This is a genomic window from endosymbiont GvMRE of Glomus versiforme (assembly GCF_003546845.1).
Genome location: NZ_NWVA01000001.1, coordinates 396068 through 408727, shown reverse-complemented (window position 1 = coordinate 408727; position 12660 = coordinate 396068). Strand labels below are relative to the sequence as shown.

Annotated in this window: 24 protein-coding genes; 3 read left to right on the top strand and 21 right to left on the bottom strand. The window is 32.9% G+C overall.

Going from position 1 to position 12660, the window contains the following annotated elements:
• From GvMRE_RS02265 to GvMRE_RS02255, 3 genes are read right to left on the bottom strand one after another with little or no spacing between them, the layout of a single operon-like run.
• Positions 1-264, bottom strand: a complete 264-nt coding sequence (locus GvMRE_RS02265) for a hypothetical protein (protein WP_147409668.1) — start codon at positions 262-264, stop codon at positions 1-3.
• Between the two features lie 11 nt (positions 265-275).
• Complete coding sequence (locus tag GvMRE_RS02260) at positions 276-1190, bottom strand: phage major capsid protein (protein ID WP_147409191.1); 915 nt, start codon at positions 1188-1190, stop codon at positions 276-278.
• Positions 1190-1507, bottom strand: coding sequence for a hypothetical protein (locus GvMRE_RS02255; protein WP_147409189.1), 318 nt, complete (start codon positions 1505-1507; stop codon positions 1190-1192). The genes GvMRE_RS02260 and GvMRE_RS02255 overlap by 1 nt, the downstream gene beginning before the upstream one ends.
• A gap of 228 nt (positions 1508-1735) precedes the next feature.
• Here GvMRE_RS02255 and GvMRE_RS02250 point away from each other — a divergent pair, with 228 nt between their 5' ends.
• From GvMRE_RS02250 to GvMRE_RS02240, 3 genes are all read left to right on the top strand, one after another.
• Positions 1736-2335, top strand: coding sequence for a nucleotide exchange factor GrpE (locus GvMRE_RS02250; RefSeq protein WP_172575215.1), 600 nt, complete (start codon positions 1736-1738; stop codon positions 2333-2335).
• Positions 2336-2345: 10 nt separating this feature from the next.
• Complete coding sequence (gene dnaK / locus GvMRE_RS02245; RefSeq protein WP_147409666.1) at positions 2346-4256, top strand: molecular chaperone DnaK; 1911 nt, start codon at positions 2346-2348, stop codon at positions 4254-4256.
• Positions 4257-4326: 70 nt separating this feature from the next.
• Positions 4327-4785, top strand: a complete 459-nt coding sequence (locus GvMRE_RS02240) for a hypothetical protein (RefSeq protein WP_147409665.1) — start codon at positions 4327-4329, stop codon at positions 4783-4785.
• 136 nt (positions 4786-4921) lie between these two features.
• Here the strand turns inward: GvMRE_RS02240 and GvMRE_RS02235 are convergent, their stop codons facing one another.
• The 18 genes from GvMRE_RS02235 to GvMRE_RS02170 form a co-directional block, all read right to left on the bottom strand.
• On the bottom strand, positions 4922-5125 hold the full coding sequence (locus GvMRE_RS02235) for a hypothetical protein (RefSeq protein ID WP_147409664.1): 204 nt from the start codon (positions 5123-5125) through the stop codon (positions 4922-4924).
• Positions 5126-5150: 25 nt separating this feature from the next.
• Positions 5151-5345, bottom strand: a complete 195-nt coding sequence (locus GvMRE_RS02230; RefSeq protein WP_147409663.1) for a hypothetical protein — start codon at positions 5343-5345, stop codon at positions 5151-5153.
• Between the two features lie 8 nt (positions 5346-5353).
• Positions 5354-5716 carry a hypothetical protein gene (locus GvMRE_RS02225; protein ID WP_147409662.1) on the bottom strand — a complete coding sequence of 121 codons (363 nt, stop codon included), beginning with the start codon at positions 5714-5716 and terminating at the stop codon, positions 5354-5356.
• On the bottom strand, positions 5706-6323 hold the full coding sequence (locus tag GvMRE_RS13375; RefSeq protein ID WP_172575214.1) for a hypothetical protein: 618 nt from the start codon (positions 6321-6323) through the stop codon (positions 5706-5708). The genes GvMRE_RS02225 and GvMRE_RS13375 overlap by 11 nt, the downstream gene beginning before the upstream one ends.
• A 68-nt stretch (positions 6324-6391) precedes the next feature.
• Positions 6392-7321, bottom strand: a complete 930-nt coding sequence (locus GvMRE_RS02215; protein WP_147409661.1) for a hypothetical protein — start codon at positions 7319-7321, stop codon at positions 6392-6394.
• Positions 7311-7451: a hypothetical protein gene (locus GvMRE_RS13370; protein ID WP_172575213.1), complete on the bottom strand. Its 141-nt coding sequence runs from the start codon at positions 7449-7451 to the stop codon at positions 7311-7313. The genes GvMRE_RS02215 and GvMRE_RS13370 overlap by 11 nt, the downstream gene beginning before the upstream one ends.
• A complete protein-coding gene (locus tag GvMRE_RS02210; protein WP_147409660.1) occupies positions 7451-7663 on the bottom strand; it encodes a hypothetical protein in 213 nt (70 codons plus the stop codon). Before GvMRE_RS02210 ends, GvMRE_RS13370 begins: the two co-directional genes overlap by 1 nt.
• 6 nt (positions 7664-7669) lie before the next feature.
• Positions 7670-7876: a hypothetical protein gene (locus GvMRE_RS02205; protein WP_147409659.1), complete on the bottom strand. Its 207-nt coding sequence runs from the start codon at positions 7874-7876 to the stop codon at positions 7670-7672.
• Between the two features lie 16 nt (positions 7877-7892).
• On the bottom strand, positions 7893-8066 hold the full coding sequence (locus GvMRE_RS13365) for a hypothetical protein (RefSeq protein ID WP_172575212.1): 174 nt from the start codon (positions 8064-8066) through the stop codon (positions 7893-7895).
• A 17-nt stretch (positions 8067-8083) separates the two neighbouring features.
• Entirely contained in the window at positions 8084-9049 is a 966-nt protein-coding gene (locus GvMRE_RS02200) for a hypothetical protein (protein ID WP_147409658.1), read from the bottom strand.
• Between the two features lie 106 nt (positions 9050-9155).
• Complete coding sequence (locus tag GvMRE_RS02195; protein ID WP_147409657.1) at positions 9156-9530, bottom strand: hypothetical protein; 375 nt, start codon at positions 9528-9530, stop codon at positions 9156-9158.
• A gap of 49 nt (positions 9531-9579) precedes the next feature.
• Positions 9580-9756, bottom strand: a complete 177-nt coding sequence (locus tag GvMRE_RS13360; protein WP_172575211.1) for a hypothetical protein — start codon at positions 9754-9756, stop codon at positions 9580-9582.
• A gap of 20 nt (positions 9757-9776) precedes the next feature.
• The gene (locus GvMRE_RS02190) at positions 9777-9998 is read right to left on the bottom strand and encodes a hypothetical protein (protein WP_147409656.1); all 222 of its coding nucleotides are present in this window, start codon (positions 9996-9998) and stop codon (positions 9777-9779) included.
• A gap of 37 nt (positions 9999-10035) precedes the next feature.
• Positions 10036-10656, bottom strand: coding sequence for a hypothetical protein (locus tag GvMRE_RS02185; protein WP_147409655.1), 621 nt, complete (start codon positions 10654-10656; stop codon positions 10036-10038).
• A gap of 7 nt (positions 10657-10663) precedes the next feature.
• Positions 10664-10849, bottom strand: a complete 186-nt coding sequence (locus GvMRE_RS02180) for a hypothetical protein (RefSeq protein WP_147409654.1) — start codon at positions 10847-10849, stop codon at positions 10664-10666.
• A gap of 621 nt (positions 10850-11470) precedes the next feature.
• On the bottom strand, positions 11471-11617 hold the full coding sequence (locus GvMRE_RS13355) for a hypothetical protein (protein WP_172575210.1): 147 nt from the start codon (positions 11615-11617) through the stop codon (positions 11471-11473).
• A gap of 121 nt (positions 11618-11738) precedes the next feature.
• On the bottom strand, positions 11739-12434 hold the full coding sequence (locus GvMRE_RS02175; RefSeq protein ID WP_147409653.1) for a hypothetical protein: 696 nt from the start codon (positions 12432-12434) through the stop codon (positions 11739-11741).
• A gap of 14 nt (positions 12435-12448) precedes the next feature.
• Positions 12449-12637: a hypothetical protein gene (locus GvMRE_RS02170; RefSeq protein ID WP_147409652.1), complete on the bottom strand. Its 189-nt coding sequence runs from the start codon at positions 12635-12637 to the stop codon at positions 12449-12451.
• Between the last annotated feature and the right edge of the window lie 23 nt (positions 12638-12660).

Sequence of the window (12660 nt, the reverse complement as noted above, 5' to 3'; positions counted from 1 at the left end):
TTATTCTCCTTCTCCTTTCAATTCAATTCCTTTGATTTGGTTCAAGTTATCGAGACCAAAAAGTTTTAAAAAGTCTTCTAACTCTTTACTCTTGTCTATTTGTTTATCTACTCAGCCTCCCATTTTGGTTAAAAAGTCCTCGGTGTTTTTGAAGGGTTGCCCTCCAAACTTTCATTTTTTTAGAATTCGATTAAGGTCAGTTTGGGTTTGCTGACTTTTAGCTCTTTCCCGACTTTTGCTGATTTCTCCTCTCAATATTAACATACATATACCTCCTATGCTCTGGCTAGGGCTCAACTGTTGGTGAAAGGTATCATGCCTCCAATCACGGTCATATGATAGCCAAATTTACTGTTGCCTGAACCAAAGACTTGTTCGTGAGTAATTCCATCTTCATTAATTATCCGGTAAACTACACTTTTTTCGTCATGGAGCGTAGCCAAGGCATTATTGGTGAGTTTCTTTACAATTACTTCTTTGAAAAGTTTGTAGGGGTTAAGGTTAGAGTCACGAGCCACATCAGCTAGAAAGTAGATTTCTAAGTCATCAAGGAAATCCGGGTCAATAGTTAAAACTAAATTCTTTCGGCTTTCACTATTAGTAACTACTTTGTTTCAGTCGTGGCTATTTGGTTTTTGATATCCTCTATTATACTTGTCCGAAGGTTCCACCATCCCGTTGGCTGCTGCTTTGATTTTCCTTAAAATGGCTATGGCTTTATCTAGGCTGTCAATTTTGGCTTCCTCGGCAGTGACGGTTTCCCAAGCAGCATTATTGTAATTGTCTTTGGTGCAGATTACTTTAGTTAAAACTCGATTCAAGTCTAACTTGGGCTTAGTAGTCATGCTGTCCGTTAATTGGTCGACCAGAGCTGCCATTTCAGTCGGAGATTGTAAGGCTCGTTTCATGACCTTTTTGTTATAAATGGTGTAGTAAAAGTGGTCGTGAATGATTTTTAATCGACAAGAGAAGACTTCTGGCAAGTTTTCAGCATCACTACTTTTAAGAGTTTTCTTTCATTTTACTCCTTCTAAGGGCTGGTCTCCAATAAATTCCTCTTCGGCTCCGTGGAATTCCGTAGTTCCTTTGTTAAATACGGAGTAGGTGTTATCAGCATAGATTAACTTCAAAGGTTTTTCTTGGACTACTCGTTCTTGAAGGTTTTCCAAGAGGGGATTGAAGTCCACCATTATTTAAGACCTCCTTGGATTTTGGCTGTTTGGAGCCTTTGGAAATGTTCTAAAAACTCATTTTTGTTTTTAGTTTCTTTTTGGTTGAGTTCGATAAGACAATTACGACGGGCTTCTTTTTTTCAGTCATCTCGTTCGACTTCTAGTCTTTCAATAATTTTGTCTTTGGCTAAACTTGCTTCATCACTTTTAATGGCTGTGTTTTTTCACTGTTCAGCTTTTCCTTTTTGTTTTAGGATTTCAGCTTCATAATCGTTTTTTAGTTTTTCATAATCTTCACTGTTTTTGAGTGGATTTATTTGGTTATTTTCGTTCATATGGATTTTGTTTTTAGAGAACAACAAAAAAATTTTCTCCCTTAATTCTTAGAATTAAAGCAGCGTGTGGAGGTCGTGTGTCTTTCGTGTGCTTTTTTTTTTCTGATTAACTTTTTTGCTTTTTGTTTGTTGGTTTTTTTTCTAATTACAACTAAAATTATTATATAGATTTGTGAACCTCATGGGATGCTACTTGATGAATCCGTGTTAAAAATAAATTATATGGATATGTCTAGTGATAACAAAAAAACCCAAAGCAAAACTAAAAAAGTAGAAAAAAAAACTTCTGAATTAAAAGACAAAGTAAAAAAAGAGGCAAGTAAATTAACTCCTGATTCTGCCGTTCATACAGAGGAAATTAATAACCTTACAAAAGAAATTAAAAGTTTAAAAGATAAAAATCTTCGCTTGCTGGCCGAATTAGATAACCAAAAAAAAGAATATTTTAAAACAATGATGGAATTAGAACGCAATGTTGGTCAGAGACTAATCAAGAAAATCTTGCCACTTTTTGATAGTTATGAGAGAGCCGTACAAATTAATCAAACTCATCAGGACTCCAAAGTTAAACAATTTTTGACTGGTTTTAAAATGGCTTTGGCTCGGTTCCAAAAAGATTTTTTTCAGGAAGAAAAAGTAGAAGAAATTAAAATTGCCCCTCAAAAACCTCTCTCTGACTATAATTCAGATGAAGTTGAGATAATCGCATCTGACGAAAACAATGATTATCCCGAAGGAACAATTTTGCAAGTTTCCCAGAAAGGATACCACTATCAAGGAAAGGTGCTTCGTCCTGCCGAAGTGATAATTAGCAAGAAAAAAAGTTAAAAATAATTATATGAACGAGTTAAGCGAAAAAGCCATTGGTATAGATTTAGGAACTACTAATTCATGTGTCGCCATTAGACGTGAAGATGGCACATATGATGTTATTACTAATTTTGAAACAAGAAGAAATACTACTCCTTCAGTAGTTCTCTTTGATGAAGAGGGAGATTTAGTAGATGTCGGAGAAAAAGCAAAAAAAAGTAAAGAAGCGTTTCTTAAACCCAACTTGGTAATTTATGAAGCAAAACGTCTGATAGGGAGAAAGTTTGATTCTCCTGAGGTACAAGAATTTAGTAAAATCGCTTCTTTTCAAATTGTTTCAGGAAAAAATGGTGATGCTTGAATTAAAGTAGGAAAAAAAGAATATTCTCCTCAACAAATTTCGGCTTTTATTCTGCAAAAAATGAAGAAAATAGCTGAGTCCCATCTCGGGAAAGAAGTTAAAAAAGCAGTAATTACAGTACCCGCTTACTTTAATGATGCTCAACGAAACGCAACTAAGGATGCTGGTAAAGTTGCTGGCTTAGAAGTAATGAGAATTATTAATGAACCAACCGCTGCTGCTTTGGCTTATGGCTTAGATAAAAAAAAAGAACAAACCATTGCTGTTTTTGATTTAGGAGGCGGAACTTTTGATATTTCAATTATTGGAATTAGCAAAGAAGGAGTTTTTGAAGTAAAAGCCACTAATGGCGATACTTATTTGGGTGGTGCTAATTTTGACCAAAAAATTATTGAATGGCTAGTTGCTGAATTTAAAAAAGAAGAAGGGATTGATTTAAGCAAGGATAAAAAAGCCTTACACAAATTAAAAGAAGCTGCCGAAGATGCCAAGCATAAACTTTCTTTTTCTCCCACTACTGAAATTTTCCTTGAGTTTATCGCAGTTGACTCTTCTGGTGCTCCTAAACATATTGATAAAGAACTTTCTCGTAGTAAATTAGAGGCACTCAATGCTGACCTTTTGGAAAAGTTAACCAAACCTTGTAAGAATTGCATTAAAGATGCAGGAATTTCTAAAACTGATATTGATGAAGTTGTTTTAGTCGGAGGGATGACCCTCATGCCCGCAATTCAAAAAAAAGCGAAAGAAATTTTTGGTAAAGAACTCAATAAAGGAGTTAATCCTGATGAAGCAGTAGCGATAGGAGCAGCTATCCAAGCAGCAAATTTGAGTGGAGAAGCAAAAGAAGGAATACTCTTGCTTGATGTTACTCCGCTTTCTTTAGGAATTGAAACTATGGGAGGAATTTTTACCAAGTTAATTGAACGTAATACTACTATTCCGACTAAAAAATCTGAGATTTTTTCTACCGCTGCGGATAACCAACCAAGCGTAGACATTCGTGTATTCCAAGGAGAAAGAACACTTAGTAAGGACAATAAACTTTTAGGTAATTTTCAATTAACTGGCATCAAGCCAGCTCCAAAAGGCACTCCCCAAGTAGAAGTTACTTTTGATATTGATGCTGACGGAATAGTTACCGTTTCAGCCATAGATAAGGAAACTAATAAAGAACAGTCAATTACTATTGCTGATAGCCAAGGTTTAAGTGAAGAAGAAATAACAAAAGCACGAGAAGAAGCAGAAAAAAAAGCCGAAGATGATCAAAAAGAACTAGAAAACAGAGTGAAAAAAAATGAAGCAGAGACTTTTCTTTACACTTTTGAAAAGCAAATTGAAAAATTTAAGCAAAGCAAAAATTTCAAAGAAGACGACGAACAATTTAAAAAGTTTCAAGCAAAAATTACATATTTAAAGAAAGTTGTTGACGACAATAATTATGACCAAATTAAAGAACAATTGGAAAACAAAAACATAAAAGAGTTGCAAGACCTTTCTAATGAATTAATGAAGAAAATGCCGCAAGAAGAAACAAAAAAAGAAGAAGCGACAGAAGATACTACTAAGGAAAAATAGTAAAACATTTTCGGCTTAGGGCATGCAGTAGTAATGAATGTGCTTGCATGTGAAAAGCAATTTGGTAAGGATGAACACAGTAATTGAAAGATTAGAAGCAAGAATAAGTGAGTTAATAGAATTATTAGAATTTAATAGGGGTAATTTCGGAAGCCAGAGAAAAGAATATCTTGAAAAACAAATTAAAAACTGTGGAAGTTTAATTGAAGCCTACCGAAATACTTCAACTCCTTTGAGTCGACAAGAAGCAGAAGAGAAACTTAATCAACAAGTAGGATTTGAGAAACAAAAGAAATTTATTTTAGAATGAATAGGAATCAGGGCATTTACAGAAAATCGTTCTAACGAACAAAAGTTTCCAATTTTTTGTTTTGTTGGTCCATCTGGAGTAGGCAAAACTTATATATATATTATTAACAACTTTTTAAATTTTTTTCGCTTTTTTTTAAGCAGTTCATATTTATTATTTTATCTGCCTTTTAGTTTTTTCTCTTCTTTATTAATACTCGCATGTACTCACGCAAAGTAAAGGCAAAATCATTCCCTCTTTAAGTTCAATTTTCCTTCTAAGTTTTTCCTAAAATTATTCTCTTTTTTTGATTTATTTTTGTTCTTTTTTATGAAAGAATTAGTTTGTTTTTTTTACTATTGATTTCTCTGCTTGATTATTTATTGTTTTTTTGTTCTTCTTCGTAATTAAGAAAATTTCTGTAATCTTCTTTTGTTTCTTTAGCTTCTGCTAATGCCATTAGTGCTGATCCTTGTAATGTCATTAAATTTCCTAATTTTCTTAGTTCAAGTCAACTAGCTTCTTTAAGTCCTTCTGTTTCAAATTTATTGAGAAATTGTTTTAGTTCCTTAATATCCATATAGAATATTTTTAAGTTTGCCCAGCTATTCTTGGTGTTCTTTTCTCCATTCTTCGCACTCACTTCCACAATCGCTTTCATGAGTTCAGCAAAAATCGGCTGATGGTTCAAAATTTCCTTGTTCTTCGGGCTCATGCTCTATGTCAGGCTCCTCGGGTTCTAGTAGTTCGGGCTTGTCGCATTCTCCATCGTATTTATCCTCGTTTTTGTCACGATCCATATAGTATTTTATCCACAAGTTGATCTTGTTGCTTCACAATCGGGACAACCATCTTCACATTTACATTCATCGTCATCTTCTCAGCCAAAGTCGTCACCATTACCTTTTTTTTCTAAATATTCTATTCTTTTCGTTAAGTTTTCGATAATATTTCATAAATAAGGATGAAGGTGGATTTCCTTGACAGGATTTGTTTTTTTGGAATGGTTAAATATTCCGAGGTTTTGTAAGCTTTCCAATTCTTTGTGCTTCTTAATGCCTTCCTTGTCTAAATAATACGGACAGCAAGAACATTTATAAAAAGTTCCTATTTGATTGCCAGCATTGCCGTAAATTACTTTAATTTCTTTTTCTTGCATATTATTTTCCATATTTTTCAGCACATTCTTTGCAAATACCTGTTCTAATTTCTTCTTCCTCTTCTAGTACTGTTCCACATTCTGAACACTCTTCATCTTCTTCCTCCTCTTCTGATTCGTCCTCGTCTTCTTCCTCTTCGTCTTTATCTTCGCATTTTTGGCAGATTTGATTTTTTATTTCTTCAGGGGTTTTGAGTATTTCACCACATTCTGCACATTCAGGTTCGTCTTCTTTGTCATCTTCCTCCGTTTCTTGATTGTCGTCAGTATAACCGCCTGAAACATTGCCCTCTTCAGATTCTTCGGTACATCTTCTGCAAAGATCGGTTTCATCATCTAGTTCATCTACTTCACGATTGCAGCCTGAGCATCTTATTTCTATTGGGTTTTCTAAATCATATAATTCCGTAAAGACTGGATCGTCTTCTAATTTTCTAATTTCATCTTCTAATTTGCGTCATTCGTCTTCCAAATCACCTATCAGTTCATGATTAGGTGTTTCATTGTCTTGCTCTTTTAATGATTGTCGAATTATATCATCCTGCTCTTCTTTTTTTTCGTTAATTTTTTGAACTACTTGTTCTTTTCTTTTTTGAACATTTTCAAGGGATTTTGCCATATCATCAATAATTTTAACAGTCTAGCCAAAAAGTTTTTTCATCTCTTTCAAACGGAGAACACTTAGCCTTAACTCAAACTAAACTTATATTTTCCATAAGTAAAATTACAGGATCCTTTACCTCCCTCAAAGACTTTAATGTATTCTTTAATTCCTCTTACTCGGCTTTTGAATCCTCGTCGTTCAAAAGCATCAAAAGGAGAAGTAGAAGCATTTACTTCTGCTACTGATGCTCTTTCTTGTTTTTGAACCAATGGATCATGTCTAATTCCTAGATACTTTTCCATTTTAGCGTGTCAAAATTCATAATTGCGAATATATCATTGAACCATGTCTAATTTAGGTTCATAAGTTTGGAAGTTTACTTGACTCGGATGAATTCCTTGCTTTCCATCAGATCCGCCCATTTTTCCTGGTCGCCTGCTCTTTTCAAAAGCAATAAAGAAAAATATACCTTTTTTTCACATTTTAACTAAATATTGAGCATCGGCTTCATCTGGTTGCTCCGGAACTATGAAGATTAATTTTCTTTCGCACAAAAATGCGTCCCGAGCCATTTTTTTTACTTCTCCGATCATCTGTTGAATAAAATAATCAATTTGCTTCATGTAAGCCTCATTTTGTTTATTATTTTCAAAGACTACATATCTATAAGGATAATCTTTTTTATTGCTTTTAATCTGGATTTTAGGATTATCTAATAAAGTTAAGGTTACTTCATCGTATTTATTAAGTAAATTGTTTTGTTCCTCTTTAATATTAGCTAAAAATTTCTTATCATTGTATTCTACTAGTGCTATTTCACCATGTGTGATTAATTTCTCATCGATGTCATCAAAGTATTCGGCTAATTGACCAGCTCCTTCTAAATTACTTAATCCGCAATAATAATTAAAGACATATTGTTTAATTGCTGTTTCTAAATCTTCATGAGTGAAAATTTTCCCTTCTAAATCATGTAATTCTTCTAGTGTTCCGTCTCAAGTATTAATAGGCATTTATAATTCCTTTCATAACTTGGTAGTCAAATAAGAGAATTAGTTCTTCTGTCTTTTCTCGCTTCTTAAAATTTAAAGAAGTTTTTTTAATTTGTTCTAGTATCTGGTCTTGGTTATTCTTCTTCATCATTAGTCATTTCCCTCTACTTTTCCCTGTAAATTATCACCAAGTATCCTTTGAGAACAAGTTTGGCAAATTGGTTCATAGAGGTTGCCATTCTCATCAGCACAAATTCAGTATTTTTCTCCTTTGTCTATGGTTTCACTGCATTGGTCGCAAGTTAGCACATATTCACCTTGATTGGTTGTTTCTTCTTCGATAGTTCAATTATCGTAGTTCATGTTTTTTTAAATTATTCCTCTTGCTTTTGCACAATCTTTGCAAAGTAATTCACCGGTTTCTTCATTGCCTCAAGATTCAGTATTATCGTGATCGTGTTGAAAAGTACATTCTCCATTCTCATCATCATCGTTACAAAATAGTTTGCCGCAATCAGTACAACCATCTATTGAGGTTTTATAATAGTCTCAATTTTCTTTTTCTGTTTCTGTCATTATCTATTACGCTTCTTTATTCTATCAAATGCTTGCATTCTTGACAGACAATCATTATTTCTCCACCATCATATTTTCTGTGACCAATAAACCTTAATTCTTCCACCACTGCTTCAATTCCACATTCTTGGCAGGCTCACCCTTTTGGATCCGTGTTTACTTTTCCTTCGTCTAATATTATTTCTTCCATATCTTTAAGTCTCCTTATTACGCTTCTTTTCAAGCACAGTAGTTTAAACAAGTTATTAATCCTGCATAAACTTTACTTGGTAAGAAAAATCAGTTAGTTTGAGTTTCTGGTTCATATTTATGTTCTAATCCTTTGTTTTGTTCTCGTGGTTTCAATACCATTACTCTTTTGTCAAACATCACTATTTTGTAGTTATTAGGTAAACAAGTTTCAATCACTTCGCCAAATCTTTCTTTTAAATCTACAAATTTAAAGTTAAAGGCTTGGGCGAATTTGCCAATCGCTAGCAAGTTATGAATTGAACTATCTAATGCTAGGAAAATATCTTTTAGTTTTTTAGTATTAGTTTTCACTTTTGTTCTAGTAGCAGGGTCAGTTGCATTAGCAGCAGGTTTCAATCATCCCAATTGGAAGATATCATTTTTGCTTAAAAATGCTGAACTAGTATTGTAAATAGCTCCTAAAACTTCATCTGGCTTTTTAAATCATTCCTTATCCATTTTAAATAAGTTACCATCAGGTTCTTCATCTTTGGCTATATCAGTAGTATTTTCCTGGTAATTGCCATCAGTAGTCCAAATTTCTTCCACTTTTTCGTTAATATCATCCGTAATTTGCTCGGCAATATTATCTTTTAGCTGAGTAGTCATTTCTGATAATTTATTTGGACTATCCAAAGCTTCTAGAAAGCGGTCTTCCACAATTAACTCATAATAAACCTTGTCGATTACGGCTGGAATATCAATCCAGGCAAGATCTAACTGTCGGCTAAAATCACCTCCGGAATGAACCGATAAATTGGGTTTAAATTCTATGCCGGGTTTAGGTTGGGTTAACAAGAACCTCGCTTGTCCACCATAAATTTGGATTTTATTATCTGCAAATAGTTCCAAATAACGACTATCAGCTTTGACCAATTGTAAAATTTGGTCTTGTTGGGTTTTTTGCTCCAATAATTGGATGTATAAATTTCGCTCTACCATATCATTCAAGTATTATTTTAACTCATTTAATTTCAATTAAATGCCTGTAAACACTGGCTCTAACACTAATTAGTTGTCATTTTTTACTCTTTTCTAGTTTAAAAAATTAACGACCTCGTCTTGTTTCTAATAAACTATTAAAAGAGCTGTTTAACAACTCACTTAATTCTCGCGTATTGGTGTCACGTTGTAATTGCATATTCATTTTTTCCCGTGCCATAGTAGTTTGTCTTAAACTTTCTGTCTCTTTGTTGGCTACTCGGTCTTTTAAGTGTCGGTTTTCTTCTCTCAATTTTAATATTTCACTATTAGCATTTACATAAAGTTTGCGATATTCGTCTCGCTCGCCTTCTACTTTTTCAATTGCTAAACTTGCTTTTTCGGCAAAACTGGCAATCTCTTGAGCTCCGCTATTCGGAGTTAGAGTATCAGCAATGTCATCGCTCATACTTAATTTGTCTTTTTCGATATTATCATTCATACAAGTATATTTATAACTCTTATAATATCACTTTAATCCCTTCTAAACACTAGGCGAACACTTTCAACTTTTCTTTTAAGTCTTTTATTTTTTTCTCATATTTTTTTAAAAGCAAAGCATCTTTAATTTTTCCTTGAATTTTTTTTGTTTTGATTTCTTCTTTTAGTTTTCTAATTTTTTCCTTGGTTTTTTCTCATTCGTTTTTTTGTTTTTTTAAATCGTGCATTTTTTTAGTTGTTAATTTTGCTAATATAAGTTTCTTTGCTCGTCAATTAATCTCGTATATCAATTAGTTTCATTAGTCATGTCTTCTCCTCTGTTTTGTGCTTCATCAATTGCTTGGCTAACTTGTTCCAATGCTTCTTCCAAAATTGTCTCCAACTTCTCTTTTCCGTCTAAATTATTTTTTAAATTTTCTAAATGTGCTTCGCAAATATTTAGTATTTCTTGAATTTGTTCTTTGTCCATACAATTATTTTAACTTTAATTTTAATCTTTGACTTTTTTAACTATCGATGTCTTTGTCTTCCTCATCATATTCATAGTTAGTTTGGTCTAAATGTCTCCCTCCTTTATATTTCTCTTTTACTACACACAGACAATCAAATTCTTTCTGTCCGGGTTCTAAACTGTCCCGTCCGTCACTAGTTCGGGGACAATAATAATCAGCTTCGATTATTTCGTTTTCTCAGCATCCCTCACAAACTTTACTTATTCTGCGTGGTTCTATTCCTATGTGTTGCTTATTAGCGACATGAACTTTACGGGGTTTACTAGTAAACACATTTTTGCAGACCGCACAAGTGTGAGTTTTGTTAGTTCCCGTCTTTTTCTGGGCTTTGCTTTGAGCTTTTTGGAAACAATTAACACAAATCCAAGTATTTTGTAAGTCATTTAGTTCTTTTCAAGCTCTTTGGATTAGATTTTGATATTTTTGGTCTTTAATTTTTCTTTGCTCGGAACTTAAATCATTCCTAAAAGGCAAATTGCTTCTTTTATCTTCATATTTAGCTTTGGCAGCTAAGCAAGTTTCTGCTCGTCGTTTATTATCTCCAATGGCTTCTAATTCAGTTAAATCATGGGAGTGCTTACACCAAGCACATTTAAAGATTTCTTGGTTTGCCATAAAATTCTTAAGCAGATAAATAATTATCGGAACAATTTTCGCAGACTCATTTTTCAGTCATCTCACTTCTCAATCCAATGTAATGATCATTGAGGGTAAGTTCTTTACCACAATCCTCGCAAATCTTTATTCTTGAGTTTTTTTCAAAGTCGCCTTCTTCTAATATTATATCGCATATTATTCTTCAGTTCATCAATAACATTTTAAGCATTTTCTGACTTATTTAATTAAATAATAACTCCGTTGGTGGAAATGGAGGGATTGAACCCTCGTCCTCTAAACAACCCTTAACTACTTCTACGACCATAGGCAATTATGTTTCTAATTATTTATTAACTGCCAACTTCAATAATTAATAGTTTACTTTTACAAGTTACTTCACCCAATAGTGTCGTTAACACCACTGGTCATCTACTATGTTAAAGAGTAGTAAACTAACTTTAACTAGTCGGTTCACCTATTTTACGATTGCCCCAAGTGAGGAAACAAAAGGCTTGAATATAGCTCAGACAGCGACCTTAAAAAATTTTAGTGGCGGAACCCAATCGCCTAACTATATTCTCGCATAGTTTCCATAAGTGCTATTTAAAACACTTCGGGAAACAGGGTTTACTCCATTAAGGAGTTCATCGAGACTTTCATCTCGGGTAGAAATATCGTTTTGATGTTTTTCTAGGTTTGGTTGCCATAGAGAAGTATTATCTAAGTCAAAACTAACATTCCCATAAGATATTTTAAGCTCCTTGCTTTTTTTCTCTCAGGCTTTTTGTATAGTTTTCCTTTCTAATATATACTCAAAATAATATTCGTCTTATTATTTTTGCTCTATAATTATTCTTTTTGCGTGGCTCAATCGTCCACTTTCCAAATGTTCGCCTAATGCTTTAAACTGTTCCTTATTTAAATCGTTCGTAATGTGTCGGGTTGACCCGTCTTTATATTCAATATCTAACTTTAACATATAAGTATTTTACTTATTTTTTCAAATGACTAGTCTTGTTCAACAATGCTTTTACTGGTCTTTTGGTTACATTCATTTACACTCCTTCACGCACGCTCGGTTGTGCGATAATCATTCATTATTAAGTTTTTAGTTCTTTGATTTTGCCATAATAGCAAGGCTCGCAGTAGTCTTGGTTTTCTGTTCACTGATTATTTCACCAATAACTATCGCTTTGTTGCCTAATTTCACTTAGCATAGGATAGTCTATATCGGATAATTTCGGTCTAAAAAATTTACATTTAAAGCATTGAATAGCTTTTGTCTTTTCTCTATTATCATTCTGAGGTTTATTTAACTCTTGTCCTTCATTTAAATAGTCCTTTGGTTCGCTAATTTGATCCAAGGTATTTTTTTCTTCTCTACTTCTTTGTTCTTCTTTTTCTAGCACTCTTTTCAGATTTAGAACACTTTTTTCTCCACCTTTTTTAATAATTTCTTCAAACTTTTGGTTAAGAGTAGTAAATTTTTCTTTATTATCCAAGTTTAATATTTGCTTAGAATTCTCTTTTTCTTTTCAAGTTAATAACTTTTCGCTTAGCAATTCAGTTTTTTGAGTTAAATCACTTATTTTTCCTACTTGTTCTTTAACTATTTCGCTCACTAATCCTAAAATTTTCTTTAAATTAGTAATTTCAGTTTCTAATTCTATAATTTTTTGGTTAGATTGGATAAATTTATCCTCAATTAAATTATTTTGCTGATTATATTGGCTTTTTTTAAACTTTTTAACTAATCTTCTTTGCTTTTGCCTTATTTTCTTGCTCTCTTGGCTCACTTTTTATCTAAATTTTATGATGGATCTGACTCTTTTTCTCCTTCTCTAATCAATTCTTTATAAGTGTTATGATTTTTGCCTATTAGTTTAATCTTTTCTCCGTTTTCTACTAATCAAACTTCTTGATTGGTTTCTGTTCATTTTTCTCTTTTGCTGTTTTTATCTTTTCAAAAATCATTGATAGTGAGAGGTATTTGGTTCATATTATTATTTTTAAGTTCAGTGT